We start from the raw sequence: 18,708 nt of genomic DNA on the forward strand, positions 1-18,708 counted from the left end.
CGGGTCTCAGACCCGGGTCCTGTCCCTTTCCAGGGCCAGGACGGCGACGTCGTCCGTCAGCTCGCCGCCGTTCAGGGACCGGACCTCCGTCACGGCCGCCTCCAGGAGTTCCTCGCCGCGCAGGCCCGAGGCCAGCTGGCGGTTGATCATCTCGACCATCCCGTCCTGGCCGAGCCGCGGTGAGCCGGGGCCGGCCGAGCGGCCCTCGATGAGCCCGTCCGTGTACATGAGCAGGCTCCACGCCCCGCCCAGCTCGACCTGCCGGCGCGGCCAGCGGGCGCGCGGCAGCAGTCCGAGGGCCGGACCCCCGTCCTCGTACGGGAGGAGGCGTGCGGCCCGCCCCTGCCTGGCTATCAGCGGCGAGGGGTGGCCGGCCAGGCAGAGCCCGGCCCGGCGGCCGTCGGGCGCGATGTCGACGGTGCAGAGGGTCGCGAAGATCTCGTCGCTCTCCCGCTCGTGCTCCAGGACCTGCTGCATCGTCGAGAGCAGCTCGTCCCCGCACAGGCCGGCGAAGGTCAGGGCCCGCCAGGCGATCCGCAGCTCGACGCCGAGGGCGGCCTCGTCGGGGCCGTGCCCGCAGACGTCGCCGATCATGGCGTGGACGGTGCCGTCGGGGGTGCGGACGGTGTCGTAGAAGTCGCCGCCGAGCAGGGCGCGGGAGCGGCCGGGCCGGTAGCGGGAGGCGAACCGCAGCTCGGAGCCCTCCAGGAGCGGGGTCGGCAGGAGGCCGCGTTCGAGGCGGGCGTTCTCCTGGGCGCGCAGCTTGGACTCGGTGAGCTTCGACTGGACGGCGTCGGCCCGCTTGCGCTCGACGGCGTACCGGATGGCCCGGCTGAGCAGCCGCCCGTCGAGCTCCTCGCGGAAGAGATGGTCCTGGGCCCCGACGCGTACCGCTTCGGCCGCCAGCTCGGCGTCGGCGGAGGCCGCGAGCGCGAGGACGGCGTGGCGCGGGGCGAGGCGCAGGATGTGCCGCAGCGGGGCGAGCGGGTCGTCGCCGGCGGTCCCGGCGCGCGGGCCGGGCAGCGAGAGGTCGACGAGGACGCAGTGGACGTCGTCGGTGAGGAGCCGCTCGGCCTCGGTGAGGTTGCGGGCGGTACGGATGCGGACCCGGGTGCCGGCGGCGTCGGCCGCGTCGAGCAGTTCGGGTACGGCGAGGGCACCCGCCGGGTCGTCCTCGACGACCAGGAGAGTGAGATCGGTGCGATCGGTGCCTGTGACTGTGCCTGTCATGGGAGTGGCGTCCATTGGAGTGGCGTCGCCGGGTCCCGCAGCGGCAGAGACGTTTCTCTGACGCGGTACGGATACGGGCATCGGTCCGGGTTTCCTTCCCTCCCCCCGAGGGTGCGCAGGGCGCCGGGTGGCGTCCCGCCCGTCCCGGACCATAGCGGTAGGGCGGTGCGCAGCGGAATGGTGATCAGCCTGTGAGAGCGCGCGCCGTGCTTGGCATATGCCGCGGAAGGGGAGGTACTTGCCCCCGTTCGGTCCGCACGGAGGCGTCGAGCCCATGAGAAAGGTCACGCGCCGGACGTGGCTCCCGTCACGCCCGGCGCGGCGCGAAGGTGGCCCGCGTCACGAGGGACGGACCACGCCCCGGAGCGCGGCGTGACGTGGCCGCCGTCACGAAGGGCGGACCACCCCGAGGATCTCCATCGAGCCCGCGCCCGCGAGGGTCACGTTCCGGCCGGGGCGCGGGGCGTGCACGATCGTCCCGTTCCCGACGTACATCCCGATGTGGCTCGCGTCCTTGAAGTAGACGATCAGGTCGCCGGGCCGCATGTCCTTGATGTCCACGTGCGGAAGCAGCCGCCACTGCTCCTGCGAAGTGCGCGGGATGTTCCGGCCGGCCGCGCCCCAGGCGCTCTGGGTCAGGCCGGAGCAGTCGTACGACTTCGGTCCCTCCGCGCCCCAGACGTACGGCTTGCCGATCTGCGCCGTCGCGAACGCCACCGCCTTCTCGCCCTCCGCGGTCGCGCCCTCCTTCGGGCCGTCGAGGACGCCGGTGCCGAGCCAGGTCGTCTGGGCCCGGAGCTGCGCCTGCTCCTCCAGGATCCGCAGCCGCTCGCGCTCCTCGGCGGCGAGCTCGGACTCCAGCTTCTTGGCGGCGGCGATCTTGTCGTTGATCTCCTTCTTCGCCTTCGCCTGCCGGACGCGGTTGGCCTCCAGCTTGGTCCAGTTCGTGCCGGCGTCCTTGGCGTACGTGTCCAACTCGGCCTGCGCGCGGGTCATCTCGCCCAGGAGGTCGCTGGCGGCCTTGGCGCCGGCCTTGAGCCGTCCGGTGGCGTCGAGGAAGAGCTGCGGGTCGTTCGTGAGGACGAGCTGCGCGCCGTCGGGGAGGCCGCCGTTGCGGTACTGGGCGCGGGCCTGGGCGCCGGCCCTGGCCTTGAGGTCCTCGATCTTCTCGCGGCCGTCCACGATCATCCGGGCGAGCCGGACGATCTCGGCGGACTGCTCCTTGGTCTTCTCCTCGGCGAGGTTGTACGCGTCGGTGGCGACGGCCGCCTTGCGGTACAGGTCGTCGATCTCCTCGCGGACCTCCTCCAGGCTCTTCTTCGGCGCGGGAGGCGGGAGCGGCGCGGCGGAGGCCTGGAGGGTCAGTGCGGGAGAGGCCAGCACGGTCAGGGCGCAGATCACGGTGATCGCGGCAGTGGCGTGGCGGCGTCGGTTCACGAGCTCCCCCTCGAGTGACCCAAATCTGATTTACCGTCAGTAACTTGTGGTGACCTGGCGATAGTGCCATGCGAAACCGGAAAACGACAGGGGAAACCGGGTCCTGTCGGGCCGCACCCCCTCACGAGGGACGAGTGATGTGCGTGCGGCGTTCCCCGCGTACGGGAAATTCAGCGGGAGTTGGTGAAAACGGGGGAGGTGTCCACCTGGCGTACCGGCACGGGCGCTTCCGCTCGTCTCGTACCGTCACGGGCGCGGTGCCAGCGCCTCCCAGCGGACCGTCGCCTCGCCCTGGCGCCAGCGGCGCGGGCCGTCCGTCAGGGGCCAGTCCGCCGCCAGGTCGCGGACGGAGCGGATCCACCGCTGCCGGGCACCCAGCGAGGCGTACGGGGCGGCCGCCGCCCAGGCCCGGTCGAAGTCCCGCAGGAAGGCGTGGACCGGCTCGCCCGGCACGTTCCGGTGGATGAGCGCCTTCGGCAGCCGCTCCGCGAGGTCCGAGGGCCGGTCGAGCGACCCCAGCCGGGTCGCGAAGGTCACCGTGCGGGGCCCGTCCGCGTCGAGCGCCACCCACACGTGCCGGCGCCCGATCTCGTCGCAGGTCCCCTCCACGAGCAGCCCGCCGGGCGCGAGGCGCCCGCAGAGCCGGGCCCAGACGGCCGCGACCTGGTCCTCGTCGTACTGGCGCAGCACGTTCGCGGCCCGGATCAGGGCGACCCGGCCGGGCACCGGCACCTCGAAGCCGCCGTGCACGAAGGACAGGCCCTCCTGCTCGTACGGCTTCGCGGCCTCGACGCGGGCGGGCTCGATCTCGATGCCGTAGAGCCGGGTGCGGGGCTCGGCGGTGCGCAGCCGGGCCAGGAGCTCGACGGCGGTCCAGGGGGCGGCCCCGTACCCGAGGTCGACGGCGAGCGGCGGCTCGGGGAAGCGGCGCAGGGCGGGGCCGTGGACGGCGGCGATCCAGCGGTCCATGCGACGCAGCCGGTTCGGGTTGGTGGTCCCGCGGGTCGGCGTGCCGACGGGGCGGGTGGTGCGCGGGGCCATGCCATGAGCGTAAGGGGTGGGGGAGAGGCTCCACGGCCGCCCGCCCTGCGGACCCGCCCGGCAACGAATTGGCAAAAGCGCCCCTCCCGCGGAAATGAACCGGCCCGTTCCGCTGTTGTCGCAGGTGGAGGACGTAGCGCGCCCTCCGACTGTCATGCCCGCCCAGCGCAGCCCCCGAGCGGAAGGACCGCCGACGTGAGCCAGTACGTGTCCCGGTTCGCCGGTACCCGGCACCGGCACCCGGCGCCGGCCAGGCTCCGGCTCCCCGGCCGGCACCGCACCCCCCGGCGCGTGGCCATGCTCAGCGTCCACACCTCGCCGCTGCACCAGCCCGGCACGGGCGACGCGGGCGGCATGAACGTCTACATCGTCGAGCTGGCGAAACGACTCGCCGCCATCGACATCGAGGTGGAGATCTTCACCCGGGCCACCACCGGCGGCCTCCCGCCGGTCGTCGAGCTGACCCCGGGCGTCCTCGTCCGGCACGTCGACGCCGGCCCGTACGAGGGTCTGGCCAAGGAGGAGCTGCCCGCGCAGCTCTGCGCCTTCACGCACGGCGTGATGCAGGCGTGGGCGGGCCACCGCCCCGGCCACTACGACCTGGTCCACTCCCACTACTGGCTCTCCGGCCACGTCGGCTGGCTGGCCGCCGAGCGCTGGGGCGTCCCGCTCGTCCACGCCATGCACACCATGGCGAAGGTCAAGAACGCCGCGCTCGCCGAGGGCGACACCCCCGAGCCCGCGGCGCGGGTGATCGGGGAGACGCAGATCGTCGCCGCCGCCGACCGGCTGATCGCGAACACGGCCGAGGAGGCCGACGAGCTCGCCCGCTTCTACGAGGCGGACCCCGGCAAGATCGCGGTCGTGCACCCGGGCGTCAACCTCGACCACTTCCGCCCGGCGGACGGCCGCGCCGCCGCCCGCGCCCGGCTCGGTCTGCCGCAGGACGCGTTCATCCCGGTCTTCGCCGGCCGGATACAGCCGCTGAAGGCCCCGGACATCCTGCTCCGCGCGGCCGCCCGGCTCCTGGAGCAGGATCCCTCTCTCCGTACGCGCATGGTCGTGCCGGTGGTCGGCGGGCCGAGCGGCAGCGGCCTGGCGAAGCCGGAGCAGCTGCAGAAGCTGGCCGCCCGGCTGGGCATCTCGGACGTCGTGCGCTTCCACCCGCCGGTGGGGCAGGACCGGCTCGCGGACTGGTTCCGCGCGGCGAGCGTCCTCGTCATGCCCTCGTACAGCGAGTCCTTCGGCCTGGTCGCGATCGAGGCGCAGGCAGCGGGCACGCCGGTCGTCGCGGCGGCGGTCGGCGGTCTGCCCGTGGCGGTACGGGACGAGGTGACCGGTTTCCTCGTGCAGGGCCACGACCCGGCGGACTACGCCCGCGCGCTGGGCCGCTTCGTGGCGGACCCGTCGCTGTCGGCCCGGATGGGCGAGGCGGCGGCACTGCACGCCGGGTCCTTCGGCTGGGACACGGCGGCCTCGGGAACGGCGGACGTGTACACGGCCGCCATGCACGACCACCGGCTGCGCGAGAACCGCCGTCGCGTACGCTCGCACCATGGCTGAGGACGTTCGGCGGATCATCGAGGACACCTTCAACGACGCGGAGCTGGACTGGGAGTCCCCGGAGCCCGGCTCGTACGTCGTGAAGCTCCCGGGCACGCGCAAGCTGTTCACCACCCTGTCGCTCCGGGCGGGCCGCCACTCCCTCTCCCTCAACGCCTTCGTCATCCGGCACCCGGACGAGAACGAGGCGGGCGTCCACCGCTGGCTCCTGGAGCGCAACCTCCGCCTGTACGGCGTGAGTTACGCGGTCGACCCCCTCGGTGACGTCTACCTCGCCGGCAAGCTCCCGCTCTCCGCCGTCACCCCGGAGGAACTGGACCGCCTGCTCGGCTCGGTCCTGGAGGCGGCGGACGGCGACTTCAACACCCTCCTGGAACTGGGCTTCGCGTCGGCGATCCGCCGCGAGTACGAATGGCGCGTCTCGCGCGGCGAGTCGACCCGCAACCTCGACGCCTTCAAGAACCTGACCCAGAAGCCGACCTGCTGACGGTCGTCCGGTGGCTCCATCCGTGCGTGCAGGTGTACGGGGTTCCGGGGGAGGTGCATCCCCGGAACCAGCACCGGGCACTGCGGTCGGTCAGGGTGGGGGAGACGAGAACGGCCACGGTCACTGTGAGCACGGAGCTGGAGACGTAGCCAGTCCGCGTAGACCTCCGCGTGATTTCTTTGGTGCGGGTTGACATGGCGTCGGCGAACGTATTCCGTCCGCACTTGCTGACGAAAGGCAAATAAATGTGCGGCTTGCGGCCAATAGGGCGTCCACCGTGTACATCGGCGTGAAGCCCCCATCGGGTGACGTATCCCACTGCTAGGTTCGTGGCCATGAGTCAAGGCTCCCTGGTCAAGCGGCAGTTCGGGCGTCGTGCTCGGCTTGCGCTGTCACCTGCCTCGGCGGTGAAGGTCGATGATCAGGCGCCCGCGGCCCGCACCCTGTGGAATCTGCTGCACGCGTGGTGGCGGATGATGCCGAAGGAGAGGCGTACCCTCACGAACGCGGACGCCGCCATTCGGCAGGCCCGCAAGGACATCGACTTCCTCGCCGTCCTCCCCGCACAGGCCGCGCAGGCGGTGCTCAAGACGTACTTCCGGGCGTGGAAGAACTGCTGGGACGGCCGTGCAGCCGCCCCGAACTTCAAGGGCCGGTTCCGCACGGTGATGTCCGTGGACATCCCGCAGGGCCGGGACCTGCACGTCACCCGCGTGCACCGACGCTGGGGCATGGTCGACATTCCCAAGGTGGGCCGGGTCCGCTTCCGGTGGACCAAGGACCTGCCCGTGGGCAGACGTGCCGACGAGGAGAACCGGATCACCGGGGCCCGGCTGGTCGAGGACGCGCTCGGCTGGCACATCGCCTTCCGCGTCCAGACCCTGGAGGCCACGCCCGCACCCCACCCGGGGCCGGAGGTCGGCATCGACGTGGGCGTCACCGTGCCTCTCGCCCTCTCGGACGGCACGACCTACGAGCACGGCGAATGGCTGACCGACAAGGAGAAGGCCACACTCCTGCACCTGGAGCAGCGCGCCGCGCAGCGTAAGCGGCACCACAAGTCCGGCGAGCGCACCAGCCGCCGGCTACACCACACCTACGACCGGATCGCAGGACTCCGCGCGAAAGCCAAGCGCCGGGCCCTGGACTGGCAGCACCAGACGACCACCCACATCGCCCGCACCTACGGCACCGTCGTGGTCGAAGCACTCACCATCACGAGCATGGTCAAGTCCGCCAAGGGAACCATCGAAGAGCCGGGGAAGAACGTCGCCCAGAAAGCCGGGCTGAACCGCTCCATCCACGCCGAGGCGTGGGGCCGGACGGTCACCCTGCTGGCGTACAAGACCGCCCGGCACGGCGGCACCCTGGTCAAGGCCCCTGCCCCCGGCACCTCACGACGCTGCTCGGCATGCGGCTTCACCACGCCCGGCAGTCGGGAGTCCCAGGCCGTGTTCGTGTGCAAGAACCCGGACTGTGGCTGGTCGGGCAATGCCGACCACAACAGGGCCCGGAACGTCTTGCACCTGTACCGGATGGGCCTCGCGCTCGTCCCGGCTGCCGGGAGGGCAGTCGTCAGGCGCGCCAAGCGCGTCAAACCCACTGCCGCAAGGTAAGCGGGAATCTCCCGGTCTCGGCAGGGAGAACACTTCAAGAGGACAGCGTGGCGCCCGTGCACCGTGCGGGTCTTGTCACGCTCTGGGACGGGTCCCACCGCATCGACGAGAACCTCGTCCTGGAGTCGGCGCCCAGTCACACCCCGGGCTCGGCCGTGCTGCGGCTGGCGTCCGGGACGGACCGGGCGGTCTTCGTCGGCGACCTGCTCCACAGCCCGGTGCAGATCCTCGCCCCGGAGCGCGCCAGCTGCTTCTGCCTGGACCCGGCGGGGGCGGCGGCCAGCCGCCGGCGGATCCTCGAACGGGCGGCCGACGAGCGGGAGCTGGTCGTCCCTCCGCACTTCGGCGGGGCGGGCGCCGCCGAAGTGCGGAGGGAGGGGACGGGGTTCGCCGTGGCCGCGTGGGCGGCCTACGGCGACACGGAGCGGGTCAGGCGCTGACGGAGGACGGGGCGTCCTCGGTCCTGACCGGTCCGGCTGCGGGGGTGGCTTCCTCGGGCTCTTCGCACAGGGCCTTCCGCAGCCGGATCGAGTACCCGACAGCGGCGACGACGCCGATCGCGGCGCACGCCGCCCACAGGACGTCGGGGCCGGGGCCGTCGACGATCGCGCCGGCGCCGATCGGGGCGACGAAGGCGGCGACGGCCCAGGACATGCCCATCACACCCTGGTAGCGGCCCCGGGCGTGCTCGGGGGCGAGGCGGGCGGTGGCGGCGGCGTTCGTCGGGACGTGGATCATCTCGCCGATCGTCCAGACGATGACGGTCGCGGCGAAGGCGACGGGGGAGCCGGCGAGAGCCGTGGCGCCGGTGCCGAAGGCGAAGAGGAGGGAGGAGAGGCTCAGCAGGACGACCGGGGAGCGCTTGTCGGTCAGCTTGTTGACGAGCAGCTGGAAGCCGACGATCACGATGCCGTTGACGGCGATGACGACACCGTACGAGGAGGGGGAGAGGCCCTGGCCCGCCATGGTGAGCGGCAGGCCGATCCAGGGGGCGGTGAAGACGAGGCAGACGAGCAGGTTGAGGAGGACGAGCGTGCGGAAGGGCGCGTCGCGCAGCACGGTGAGCATGCTGACCTTCTCCTCGGCGACCGGCTCGCCCGCCGTGTCGGTCGGGGTCTCGGGCCGGGTCTCCGGGAGCCGGAGGAAGACGATGAGGGCGCACAGGGTGGTGGCGACGGCGTCGACGACGAAGAGGGTGCGGTAGCCGAGGAACATCGCGGCGCCGCCGCCGATGGAGGCGATGGCGAAGCCGAGGTTGAGGGCCCAGTAGTTGAGGGCGTACGCCCGGCGCACGTCGTGGGCGGGGACCATGTCGGCGATGGTCGCGTTGATGGAGGGGCGGACGGCCTGCATGGCGACGCCCATGAGCAGGACGACGGCGGCGATGGCCCAGGCGCTGGTGACGACGGCGAGGGCGGCGGCGCAGGCGGCGGCCGCGAGGTGCATGGAGACCATGGTGGGCCGGCGGCCCCAGCGGTCGGTGAGCATGCCGCCGAGCGGCGATCCCGCGACGCCGCCGAGCCCGTGGAGGGCGACGACGAGTCCGGCGAACCAGGCGGAGTGCCCGAGCTCGACGGTCAGGTAGAGGGAGAGGAAGGTCAGGACGAAGGCGCCGGTCCGGTTGACCAGGGTGGACAGCCACAGCCACCAGAAGCCGTGCGGGAGGCCGGAGACCGTCTCGCGGGCTGATCGTCTGAGCGAATCGATGGACATGTGTGGCGGCCCCCTGCTGTACGTAAGCCCTGCTTCCGGCTCTCGTAACTTACGCATCTCATACGTCGGACGCCAGCGAATTGACGACGCGCGTCAATCGTCAGCGGTCGATTAGGCTCGTACGCATGGCCGACGCACCGTACAAGCTGATCCTCCTCCGCCACGGCGAGAGCGAGTGGAACGAGAAGAACCTGTTCACCGGATGGGTGGACGTGAACCTCACCGCCAAGGGTGAGAAGGAGGCGACGCGCGGCGGCGAGCTGCTCAAGGACGCCGGCCTCCTGCCCGACGTGCTGCACACCTCCCTCCAGAAGCGCGCCATCCGCACGGCGCAGCTCGCCCTCGAGTCCGCCGACCGCCACTGGATCCCGGTCAGCCGCTCCTGGCGCCTCAACGAGCGTCACTACGGCGCCCTCCAGGGCAAGGACAAGGCCCAGACGCTCGCCGAGTTCGGCGAGGAGCAGTTCATGCTGTGGCGCCGCTCGTACGACACCCCGCCGCCGGCCCTGTCCGACGACAGCGAGTACTCGCAGGCCCACGACGCCCGCTACGCCTCGATCCCGCCGGAGCTGCGCCCGCAGACCGAGTGCCTCAAGGACGTCGTCGAGCGGATGCTCCCGTACTGGTACGACAACATCGTCCCGGACCTCCTCGCCGGCCGCACGGTCCTGGTCGCCGCCCACGGCAACAGCCTCCGCGCCCTGGTGAAGCACCTGGACGGCATCTCGGACGCCGACATCGCCGGCCTCAACATCCCGACGGGCATCCCGCTCTCCTACGAGCTGGACGAGAACTTCAAGCCCCTCAACCCGGGCGGCACCTACCTCGACCCGGAGGCCGCGGCGGCCGCCATCGAGGCGGTCAAGAACCAGGGCAAGAAGAAGTAACCCCTGCGCCTTCCCACGGGCCCCCGACCTGCGGTTCCTCCGCGGTCGGGGGTTTCTTCGTTCCGCCCGGGTGCTGGGGAGGTACCAGGTGTGTGACATCGCGGGGCGAGGTGCTGTGTCCGGGGAGCGGCGTTGCTACGTTCCCGGGCGAGGGGCGGCCGTGCGGTGGTCGCCCGTGAACAGGGGGACTTCCCTATGAACGCCGACCGTCTCAGACCCGCCGTCCTCGCGCTCGCCGCCGGCGCGCTGGCCGCCGTGCTCACCGGGTGCCAGCAGGGCGGTGCCGCCGTCGGTGGTGCCGCGCCGAGTGCGACCGCCGCGCCTGCCACCGGTACAGCCGCTCCCGGATCGGGTGGGGACACCGGCCACAGCACCGCTCCCACCGCCGTCCACACCGTCGCTCCCGTCGTGAAGAAGCCCGTCGCCGCGACGACTTCCGCGCCCGCCTCCACGCCCACGCCCACGTCCGCGCCGAAGCCCGCGCCCGAACCCGCCCCGGCCGGCGCCGGTTGCGTCGACTCGACGCCCGGGCCCGACGAGGTCGACCCCCACGAGTTCGCCCTCTACCGGATCGAGGAGCTCGACGGCAGCACCGGGAAGGTCAACCTCGTCGTCCAGCACGGGGCTTGGGGCTGTGGATCGCCCGACTCCGACGGAGCGCCGTTCGTCGTCACCGGCGAGGAGAGCCGCTGGGCCCTCGACCAGGCCGCGTACGTCACCGCCACCAACCCGATCGTCACCAGCACCGAGAACCAGCGCATCGGCGTGCAGGAACTGATCGACTGGGTGAAGGCCCACCCCGACTCGGGGCTCGTCTTCCGGTACCAGGTCGGGGACGACGGGGCGATCCATCGGCTCGAAGAGGTCTTCACTCCGTGACGGGGTCCTCTCCGCCGTCCGAGTGAGGGCGAAACCTTCCGGCTGCCGCGCGCCGCTTACCGGGTGGGGGACGGGGTCAGGGATGGGGCGACCTTGGTCGTCCCCATCCTCATCGAAACGAGAACCCCGTGCGTCTCCGCCACTCCCTCGCCGCCGTCTGCGGCGCCCTCGCCCTCACCGCCGGCCTGGCCTCCCCCGCCCAGGCCGCCACCGGCGAGTTCGGCTACTCCTTCGTCGGCCTCGGCGGCGAGACGCAGCGGGCGACGCTGCTCGACCCGCCGAGCGGTGAGTGCGTCACGCTCCCCGAGGTCGCCGACCCGGCCGCCTCCGAGCCCGCGTTCGCGCCGCACAACGACACCGACGAGTACGCGATCGTCTTCACCGGGCCCGACTGCTCCGGCGACGACTGGACCCTCCGCCCCCACGGCCGCCCGGCCGGCGACGGGCTGAAGCTGCGTTCGGTGCTGTTCTTCCAGCCGTAGCCCCGCCCCGGGGGGCTTCCGCTCAGAGCCCCTCGCGCGCGTCCCCGTCCGATAACCGCGGGCGGGGATCACGGGGAGTCGTTACCGTCCAGCGCATGAGCACGTCACTCCGCCTGGAGCAGGTCACCCCCGCCACCGTCGACGCCGCACTCGCCCTGCGCGTCCACCCCCACCAGGAGCGCAACGTCGCCCCCGTCGTGAAATCCCTCGCGGAGGCGTACGCCTTCGGGGAGAACGCCTGGCCCCGGCTGATCTTCGACGGTGATCAGCTCGTCGGCTTCCTCATGGCCTTCCTCGACATTCCGTGGAACGAAGAGAAGGACCCCGGCGACCGGCGCAGTGGGCTCTGGCGGCTCAACATCGACGCCGCCGGCCAGGGCAAGGGGTACGGACGCTTCGCCGTCGAGGCCGTACGCGACGAACTGCGCCGACGCGGCGAGCGGCGGTTTTACGTGACCTGGGAGCCCGGCGAGGACGGACCCGGCGCCTTCTACGACCGGCTCGGATTCCGTACGACCGGCGAGGCCAGCGGCGGGCAGACCGTCGGCGTGCTCGACATCTAGCTCGACGCACAGCTCGGCATGCAGCTCGACGGATGGCTCGGCATATAAGAGGAGTGGGGTGCGTGGTCGCACCCCACTCCCTCATCGGTCAGCCCGAGCAGCCCCCGCACTGGCACGGCGAGCCCGACTGGCAGCCGCAGCCGCAGCCCGAGCCGCAGCCGCAGGCGCCGAGCACCGGCAGGAACACCGCCTCGCGCGGCGCCTCCGGCGTGGAGTCGGTCGTCATGGGGGATTCGGCCATGGGGTCCCTCCCTAGTCGAGGCGAGCTTCGCCTCCCCCCATTGCATGCCCACTCGGACCGGCGCATCAACGGCGCATCGGCGCCCGTGCGCCTATGCGCCCTCCACCGGCGCATCCGCGGGCTGCAGCTCGTCCGCGTGCTCACCCGTCACCAGGTACACGACGCGCTTCGCCACCGACACCGCGTGGTCCGCGAACCGCTCGTAGTAGCGGCCGAGCAGCGTCACGTCCACGGCCGTCTCGATGCCGTGCTTCCAGCGGTCGTCCATCAGGTGCTGGAAGAGCGTCCGGTGCAGCAGGTCCATCTCGTCGTCGTCCTGCTCCAGCTGGAGCGCCAGGTCGACGTCCTTCGTGATGATGACCTCCGCCGCCTTCGCCATCAGGCGCTGCGCCAGCTGACCCATCTCCAGGATGGTCGCGTGCAGGTCCCGCGGCACCGCCGTGTCCGGGAACCGCAGCCGCGCCAGCTTCGCGACGTGCTGCGCCAGGTCGCCGGAGCGCTCCAGGTCGGCGCTCATGCGCAGCGAGGTCACCACGATCCGCAGGTCCGTCGCCACCGGCTGCTGCCGGGCGAGCAGCGCTATCGCCCGCGCCTCCAGGTCGTGCTGCAGGTCGTCGACCTTCTGGTCCGCCGCGATCACGCTCTCCGCGAGCTTGAGATCCGCGTCGAGCATCGCCGTCGTGGCGCGCCCGATCGCCGACCCGACGAGCCGGGCCATCTCGACCAGGCCCTCGCCGATCGAGTCCAGTTCCTCGTGGTACGCGTCCCGCATGGATGTCCCTCTTTCCGCAAAACTCCGGGGTCCGGGTGGGGCTTCGGACCCCCACGCTCCCACGTTCGGCCCCCTGTGCGTCGGGTTCCACCCCCTGATGTGAACCGGCACTTTCCCCCAGGTGAACTCTGGGCGACGCACGCCACCCGGGCCCCCAGGGCAAATGAACCACCCGCATCTCCATGGTGAACTCTGGGCGACGACTGTTCGAGCAGCCACTCGGACGGCTGGGAGAGTGTCCGCGACCCCGCATAACCTTGGGGGCATGGACGTGAACGCGGCGGTCGCCGCATTGGCAGCGATCGCCGGCGTGTGCACCGGCGTGATCGCCATGCTGGCGTTCCGCTGGAGCGAACGCGACCAGGCGCGCCCGACCCGTACCTCTCTGCACACCGACGCCGTGCTCCCGCCCGGCGTCGACACCGTGCTCTCCGTGCTGCGCTCCTCCGCGGTCGTCCTCGACGAGAGCGACTCCGTGGTGAAGGCCAGCTCGGCGGCGTACGCGCTCGGCCTGGTCCGGGGCGGCAAACTGGCCGTCGAACCCATGCTCAACATGGCCCGCGACACCCGCCGGGACGGAGAGATACGGCAGGTCGAGCTGGACCTGGCCCGGCGCGGCACCGGACGCGGCGAGGCCCTCGCCGTCTCCGCCCGGGTCGCCCCGCTGGGCTCGCGACTCGTGCTGCTCCTGGTCGAGGACCTCACCGAGGCCCGCCGCATCGAAGCGGTACGGCGCGACTTCGTCGCCAACGTGAGCCATGAGCTCAAGACTCCCGTCGGCGCGCTCTCCCTGCTCTCGGAAGCGGTCATGGACGCCTCCGACGACCCCGAGGCGGTCACCCGCTTCGCCGGCCGGATGCAGATCGAGGCGACCCGCCTCACCAACCTCGTACAGGAGCTCATCGACCTCTCCCGCGTGCAGAACGACGACCCGCTGGAGGACTCCGAGCCGGTGTCCGTGGACGAGCTCGTCGCCGAGGCGATCGACCGCTCCCGGCAGCCCGCCTCCAAGAAGCAGATCACCATGGTCTCCGGCGGCGCCGCCGACCTGTACGTGTGGGGCAGCCGCGGCCAGCTCGCCGCGGCCCTCGGCAACCTCGTCGAGAACGCCGTCAACTACTCACCGGCGCACACCCGGGTGGGCATCGCCGCCCGCCGTGTCGCCGCGCCCGCCGGCGACGTGATCGAGATAGCCGTCACCGACCAGGGCATCGGCATCCCCGACAAGGACAAGGAGCGCGTCTTCGAGCGCTTCTACCGCGTCGACCCGGCCCGCTCCCGTGCCACCGGCGGTACGGGGCTCGGCCTGGCCATCGTCAAGCACGTGGCCGCCTCGCACGGCGGCGAGGTCACCGTCTGGAGCACCGAGGGTCAGGGCTCCACCTTCACCTTGCGGCTGCCCGAGGCGGGCGCCGTACGGGACCGCCGGCCCGCCTCTTCCCCCACCCCTGATCTCATGACCGAACCGCTTCCCGCCCCGGAGGTCCTTCCGTGACCCGAGTGCTCGTCGTCGAGGATGAGGAATCCTTCAGCGACGCCCTGTCGTACATGCTCCGCAAGGAGGGCTTCGAGGTCGCCGTCGCGGCGACCGGGCCCGACGGCCTCGACGAGTTCGAGCGCAACGGAGCCGACCTCGTCCTCCTCGACCTGATGCTTCCGGGGCTGCCCGGTACCGAGGTGTGCCGCCAGCTGCGCGGCCGCTCGAACGTCCCGGTGATCATGGTGACCGCCAAGGACAGCGAGATCGACAAGGTCGTCGGCCTGGAGATAGGAGCCGACGACTACGTGACCAAGCCCTTCTCCTCGCGGGAGCTCGTCGCCCGCATCCGCGCGGTGCTGCGCCGCCGAGGGGAGCCGGAGGAGGTCACCCCGGCGGCCCTGGAGGCCGGCCCGGTCCGCATGGACGTCGACCGTCACGTCGTCACCGTCGGCGGCGGCAAGGTCGACCTGCCGCTGAAGGAGTTCGACCTCCTGGAGATGCTGCTGCGCAACGCGGGCCGCGTGCTGACCCGTATGCAGCTCATCGACCGGGTCTGGGGCGCGGACTACGTCGGCGACACCAAAACCCTCGACGTCCACGTCAAGCGCCTCCGCGCCAAGATCGAGCCGGACCCGGGCGCGCCGCGGTACCTGGTGACGGTCCGGGGCCTGGGGTACAAGTTCGAGCCGTAAAACCCGGCCCGGCCCGACGAGGCCGGACGGAGTCCGGCGCAGCGTCCCGAAGCCTGCGAGGCCCCCTGGGGCCGCGCAGTGCGAGGGGCGTGTCCGGACTGGGGTTCGAGCCGGACCCGGGCGCGCCGCGGTACCTGGTGACGGTCCGGGGCCTGGGGTACAAGTTCGAGCCGTAGACCGGTAGTGCGCATACGTGAAAGGGGCGCCCCCACCAGGGGGCGCCCCTTTCACGTGCGTACTCAGTGACCGGCGGTCGTCGGCTCGCCGGAGGCCGGGGTCTCGGTGGCGTGCGAGGCCTCGCCCGTGGGCGTCGCCGTGGCCGTGGCGGTCGCGGAGGCGGTCGCCGAGGCGGTCGGGGCCGCCTCCGGGAGGGCCGGGACGGCGCTCGGGCCGTACTCCTTGAAGTAGCTCTTCGCCGGGACGACGAAGGCGCCCAGGGCGACGTCGCCGGTCCGGCTCAGCTTGAAGACGACCTTCTGCGCGTCGCCGTCGCGGGCGGCCTCGGAGCCGTTCAGGACGATGGCGGAGGCGTTGCCCTCGCCGCCGATGACGACGGAGCCGTGGGCCGGGACGACGATCGGGCCGGCGCCCTCGGCGGGCTTCAGCACGACCGCGGCGCGCAGGCCCGGCAGGCTGATCGAGTCGAGGGTCTGCGGCAGGCTGCCGTTGTTGAAGACGGTGGCCGAGACGGCGGCCGGGCCCTTGACGCCGGGCTCGGGCTGGGTGATGACCAGCGCGTTCTGGATCTTGACGTCGTCCACCGTGACGGCGGCGTTGTCCGGCCGCACTTGCAGCGTCTGCGCGTCGTTGCCCGCACCACAGGCGGACAGCGCGGCGACGGAGAACACGATGGCGGTGGCGGCGAGGGCGCCGCGTCGAAGGCTGCGGCTCACGGCGGCGGCATCTCCTAGGACGTACGGACAGGCGTGGGAACTAAGGGACAGCTAAAGGTGTGTCAGCGCGCTTAGGTTACCGAGCCTCACTCAGCGTCCCGCACCCGACCCGCCCCTAACCGGTCACAGCGGTCCCCCGGGTGCGCGCGCCGCGCCTCTTCCGCCGCCCGGCGAGCCCCGCTCCGGACGACGGTCGCGTGGCCGGATCACGACCCATTGACCTGTTGTTCACATAACCGCCTTGATCAATTCGGAGGAGTCCCCGCATTCCCCGCGGCGACCCCCGCGGGAAATCCCGTACCGGCATCACTTGATGTCCACTGATCAATTTCGGGAATCGCGCCGGCGTACATCCGTACGGGTGGGCGATCCTCGAACGGAGTACGTGAAGAAGGTCGCTCCGAACCAGACAAAACGGGACATCATCCCTCCCTGGACGGCCTCCAGGTGGGTGTAACGTACGCGTTTCTCTGCGTCGACGTAGCCGCTCCGACCTGCGAATACCGCCTTCCGGAAGTCCTCCGCAGCACGTCCGTGTCACCGTTGTCAAGCCCCGAGATATGCCCTGACCTGCGAAAACGCCATTCAGAAGAAGCCGAATCCGTGTTACCCTGGATAGCCACGGAAGGGGTACCTGTCACATGACGTTCAAGGTTGGCGACACCGTGGTCTATCCCCATCACGGGGCCGCGCTGATCGAGGCCATCGAAACTCGCCAGATCAAAGGCGTGGACAAGACCTACTTGGTGCTCAAGGTCGCGCAGGGCGACCTGACGGTTCGTGTGCCGGCGGACAATGCGGAGTTCGTCGGTGTTCGCGACGTGGTCGGTCAGGACGGGCTGGACCGGGTCTTCGAGGTGCTGCGCGCGCCGTACGCCGAAGAGCCGACGAACTGGTCCCGTCGCTACAAGGCAAATCTCGAGAAGCTCGCCTCCGGCGATGTCATCAAGGTCGCCGAAGTGGTGCGCGACCTGTGGCGTCGTGAGCGCGAGCGCGGACTCTCCGCCGGTGAGAAGCGCATGCTCGCCAAGGCCCGCCAGATCCTGGTGAGCGAGCTGGCCCTCGCGGAGAACACGAACGAGGACAAGGCCGAGGCCCTCCTCGACGAGGTCCTCGCGTCCTGAGCCGCACCTGAAGCGGTCGAGCAGTGAAGCAATGCCGCGGTGCCCGCTGGCGTACTGTGATCCACACAGTGCTGTCGCCGGGCGCTGCGGCATGTTCGCGTACATCACCGTACGTACGCGGCGCGTCCGTGTGACCGCACCGCTGAAGTAACCCGCACCCCCTGAACTTCTCTACGTCCGAGCCCCTGTGCCGACGCGGCCACGCCTCGACCGTCGTCACGGAAAGGGCCCGGTCAAGGCGGAGCGTCCGGCACGGTGAGGCCATACCCATGTCGGCCGCGGAAACAAACCTGCCGGAGTGCAACCGATGTCAGACGAAGCGCGTCCTAGCCGTACCGCCGTGGTGATCCCGGCCGCAGGGCGGGGCGTACGCCTCGGCCCGGGCGCCCCCAAGGCGCTCCGCGCGCTGAACGGCACCCCCATGCTCATCCACGCCGTCCGCGCGATGGCCGCCTCCCGCGCGGTCTCGCTCGTCGTCGTGGTCGCACCCCCCGACAGCGCAGGCGGCGCCGCCGAGGTCAAGAACCTCCTCGACGACCACGCCCTGCCCGAGCGGACCGACTACCTCGTGGTCCCCGGCGGCGAGACCCGCCAGGAGTCCGTGCGCCTCGGCCTCCAGGCGCTCCCCGAGGGCATCACCACCGTCCTCGTCCACGACGCGGCCCGCCCGCTGGTCCCCGTCGAGACCGTGGACGCCGTCATCGAGGCCGTACGGGACGGGGCCGTCGCCGTCGTCCCCGCGCTGCCCGTCGCCGACACCGTCAAGGAGGTCGAGCCGGCCGAGAAGCCCGGTGACCCCGAGCAGGTCGTCGCCACCCCGGTCCGCGCCCGCCTCCGCGCCGTCCAGACCCCGCAGGGCTTCGACCACGACACCCTGGTCAACGCCCACGCGACGATCGCCCTCACCGGCGAGGGCGCCACCGACGACGCCGGCATGGTCGAGCGGCTCGGCGCGCCCGTCGTCGTCGTGCCCGGCCACGAAGAGGCCTTCAAGGTGACCCGTCCCCTCGACCTCGTCCTCGCCGAGGCCGTACTCGCCCGCAGGAGGGCCAACGATGGCTTCTGACCTCCCCCAAGCTCTCGGCTCCGCTCGAGCAGGGGGTACCCCCTTCCTCATCCCCCGTACCGGCATCGGCACCGACGTCCACGCCTTCGAGAAGGGCCGCGAACTCTGGTGCGCCGGCCTCCTCTGGGAGGGCGAGGAGTACGGCCTCGCCGGGCACTCCGACGGTGACGTCGCCGCCCACGCCGCCTGCGACGCGCTCTTCTCCGCCGCCGGCATCGGCGACCTCGGCGCCCACTTCGGCACCTCGCGCCCCGAGTGGTCCGGCGCCGCCGGCGTCACCCTGCTCGCCGAGGCCGCGCGGATCGTCCGCGCCGAGGGGTACGAGATCGGGAACATCGCCGTGCAGGTCGTCGGCGTCCGCCCCAAGGTCGGCAAGCGGCGCGACGAGGCGCAGAAGGCGCTCAGCGAGGCGGCGGGCGCCCCCGTCTCCGTCTCCGGCACCACCACGGACGGGCTCGGCCTCACCGGCCGCGCCGAGGGCCTCGCCGCCCTCGCGACCGCCCTCGTCTACCCCGTATCGCCCCGGCAGCGGTGAAAAACGT

General features: G+C 71.7%; 19 protein-coding genes and 1 pseudogene. 13 read left to right on the plus strand and 7 right to left on the minus strand.

What is annotated here, in order from left to right; all coding sequences use genetic code 11:
* Window positions 1-6: 6 nt before the first annotated feature.
* The 3 genes from ACFYX3_RS36295 to ACFYX3_RS36305 form a co-directional block, all read right to left on the minus strand.
* On the minus strand, window positions 7-1,245 hold the full coding sequence (locus ACFYX3_RS36295) for a PP2C family protein-serine/threonine phosphatase (RefSeq protein WP_382661865.1): 1,239 nt from the start codon (window positions 1,243-1,245) through the stop codon (window positions 7-9).
* Between the two features lie 372 nt (window positions 1,246-1,617).
* The gene (locus ACFYX3_RS36300; RefSeq protein ID WP_389023128.1) at window positions 1,618-2,667 is read right to left on the minus strand and encodes an NlpC/P60 family protein; all 1,050 of its coding nucleotides are present in this window, start codon (window positions 2,665-2,667) and stop codon (window positions 1,618-1,620) included.
* A 246-nt stretch (window positions 2,668-2,913) separates the two neighbouring features.
* A complete protein-coding gene (locus tag ACFYX3_RS36305) occupies window positions 2,914-3,708 on the minus strand; it encodes a class I SAM-dependent methyltransferase (RefSeq protein ID WP_389023131.1) in 795 nt (264 codons plus the stop codon).
* Window positions 3,709-3,903: 195 nt separating this feature from the next.
* Between ACFYX3_RS36305 and mshA the strand changes: the two genes are divergently transcribed.
* The 4 genes and pseudogenes from mshA to ACFYX3_RS36325 form a co-directional block, all read left to right on the plus strand.
* Window positions 3,904-5,271 (plus strand): D-inositol-3-phosphate glycosyltransferase, encoded by a 1,368-nt coding sequence (mshA, locus tag ACFYX3_RS36310; protein WP_389023134.1) that lies wholly within the window; start codon window positions 3,904-3,906, stop codon window positions 5,269-5,271.
* Window positions 5,264-5,758, plus strand: coding sequence for a YbjN domain-containing protein (locus ACFYX3_RS36315; protein ID WP_389023137.1), 495 nt, complete (start codon window positions 5,264-5,266; stop codon window positions 5,756-5,758). Before mshA ends, ACFYX3_RS36315 begins: the two co-directional genes overlap by 8 nt.
* A gap of 335 nt (window positions 5,759-6,093) precedes the next feature.
* On the plus strand, window positions 6,094-7,374 hold the full coding sequence (locus ACFYX3_RS36320) for an RNA-guided endonuclease InsQ/TnpB family protein (RefSeq protein WP_389023140.1): 1,281 nt from the start codon (window positions 6,094-6,096) through the stop codon (window positions 7,372-7,374).
* Between the two features lie 26 nt (window positions 7,375-7,400).
* Window positions 7,401-7,814: pseudogene (locus ACFYX3_RS36325) on the plus strand (MBL fold metallo-hydrolase); the annotation flags it as partial.
* On the opposite strand, the gene ACFYX3_RS36330 reads toward ACFYX3_RS36325, so the two are convergent.
* On the minus strand, window positions 7,804-9,087 hold the full coding sequence (locus tag ACFYX3_RS36330) for an MDR family MFS transporter (protein ID WP_389023143.1): 1,284 nt from the start codon (window positions 9,085-9,087) through the stop codon (window positions 7,804-7,806). The pseudogene ACFYX3_RS36325 and the gene ACFYX3_RS36330 sit on opposite strands and share 11 nt — an antisense overlap.
* 125 nt (window positions 9,088-9,212) lie before the next feature.
* Here ACFYX3_RS36330 and ACFYX3_RS36335 point away from each other — a divergent pair, with 125 nt between their 5' ends.
* The 4 genes from ACFYX3_RS36335 to ACFYX3_RS36350 all read left to right on the plus strand — a co-directional run bounded on the left by ACFYX3_RS36335 (window position 9,213) and on the right by ACFYX3_RS36350 (window position 11,898).
* Complete coding sequence (locus tag ACFYX3_RS36335; protein WP_359514120.1) at window positions 9,213-9,974, plus strand: phosphoglyceromutase; 762 nt, start codon at window positions 9,213-9,215, stop codon at window positions 9,972-9,974.
* A gap of 195 nt (window positions 9,975-10,169) precedes the next feature.
* Window positions 10,170-10,853 (plus strand): hypothetical protein, encoded by a 684-nt coding sequence (locus tag ACFYX3_RS36340; protein WP_389023146.1) that lies wholly within the window; start codon window positions 10,170-10,172, stop codon window positions 10,851-10,853.
* A 128-nt stretch (window positions 10,854-10,981) separates the two neighbouring features.
* Complete coding sequence (locus ACFYX3_RS36345; protein ID WP_389023149.1) at window positions 10,982-11,335, plus strand: hypothetical protein; 354 nt, start codon at window positions 10,982-10,984, stop codon at window positions 11,333-11,335.
* A 95-nt stretch (window positions 11,336-11,430) separates the two neighbouring features.
* Window positions 11,431-11,898, plus strand: a complete 468-nt coding sequence (locus tag ACFYX3_RS36350) for a GNAT family N-acetyltransferase (RefSeq protein WP_389023152.1) — start codon at window positions 11,431-11,433, stop codon at window positions 11,896-11,898.
* Between the two features lie 88 nt (window positions 11,899-11,986).
* Here ACFYX3_RS36350 and ACFYX3_RS36355 read toward each other — a convergent pair whose 3' ends face one another.
* Entirely contained in the window at window positions 11,987-12,139 is a 153-nt protein-coding gene (locus tag ACFYX3_RS36355; RefSeq protein ID WP_352028959.1) for a hypothetical protein, read from the minus strand.
* Between the two features lie 91 nt (window positions 12,140-12,230).
* Window positions 12,231-12,911: a phosphate signaling complex protein PhoU gene (gene phoU / locus ACFYX3_RS36360; RefSeq protein ID WP_116159719.1), complete on the minus strand. Its 681-nt coding sequence runs from the start codon at window positions 12,909-12,911 to the stop codon at window positions 12,231-12,233.
* 265 nt (window positions 12,912-13,176) lie between these two features.
* Here phoU and ACFYX3_RS36365 point away from each other — a divergent pair, with 265 nt between their 5' ends.
* A complete protein-coding gene (locus ACFYX3_RS36365) occupies window positions 13,177-14,406 on the plus strand; it encodes a cell wall metabolism sensor histidine kinase WalK (RefSeq protein WP_116159718.1) in 1,230 nt (409 codons plus the stop codon).
* Entirely contained in the window at window positions 14,403-15,083 is a 681-nt protein-coding gene (locus tag ACFYX3_RS36370; protein WP_188271409.1) for a response regulator transcription factor, read from the plus strand. The genes ACFYX3_RS36365 and ACFYX3_RS36370 overlap by 4 nt, the downstream gene beginning before the upstream one ends.
* 239 nt (window positions 15,084-15,322) lie before the next feature.
* Here ACFYX3_RS36370 and ACFYX3_RS36375 read toward each other — a convergent pair whose 3' ends face one another.
* A complete protein-coding gene (locus tag ACFYX3_RS36375) occupies window positions 15,323-15,976 on the minus strand; it encodes a DUF461 domain-containing protein (RefSeq protein ID WP_389023159.1) in 654 nt (217 codons plus the stop codon).
* A 641-nt stretch (window positions 15,977-16,617) separates the two neighbouring features.
* On the opposite strand from ACFYX3_RS36375, the gene ACFYX3_RS36380 reads away from it, so the two are divergent.
* From ACFYX3_RS36380 to ispF, 3 genes are all read left to right on the plus strand, one after another.
* Window positions 16,618-17,100 (plus strand): CarD family transcriptional regulator, encoded by a 483-nt coding sequence (locus ACFYX3_RS36380; protein WP_003953493.1) that lies wholly within the window; start codon window positions 16,618-16,620, stop codon window positions 17,098-17,100.
* 307 nt (window positions 17,101-17,407) lie between these two features.
* Window positions 17,408-18,166 carry a 2-C-methyl-D-erythritol 4-phosphate cytidylyltransferase gene (gene ispD, locus ACFYX3_RS36385; protein ID WP_389023162.1) on the plus strand — a complete coding sequence of 253 codons (759 nt, stop codon included), beginning with the start codon at window positions 17,408-17,410 and terminating at the stop codon, window positions 18,164-18,166.
* A complete protein-coding gene (ispF, locus tag ACFYX3_RS36390) occupies window positions 18,156-18,701 on the plus strand; it encodes a 2-C-methyl-D-erythritol 2,4-cyclodiphosphate synthase (protein ID WP_389023165.1) in 546 nt (181 codons plus the stop codon). The genes ispD and ispF overlap by 11 nt, the downstream gene beginning before the upstream one ends.
* The last annotated feature ends 7 nt before the right edge of the window (window positions 18,702-18,708 follow it).

The sequence above is a fragment of the Streptomyces sp. NPDC002463 genome, assembly GCF_042889835.1.
In the GTDB taxonomy this organism is placed as follows: Bacteria; Actinomycetota; Actinomycetes; order Streptomycetales; family Streptomycetaceae; genus Streptomyces; species Streptomyces nymphaeiformis.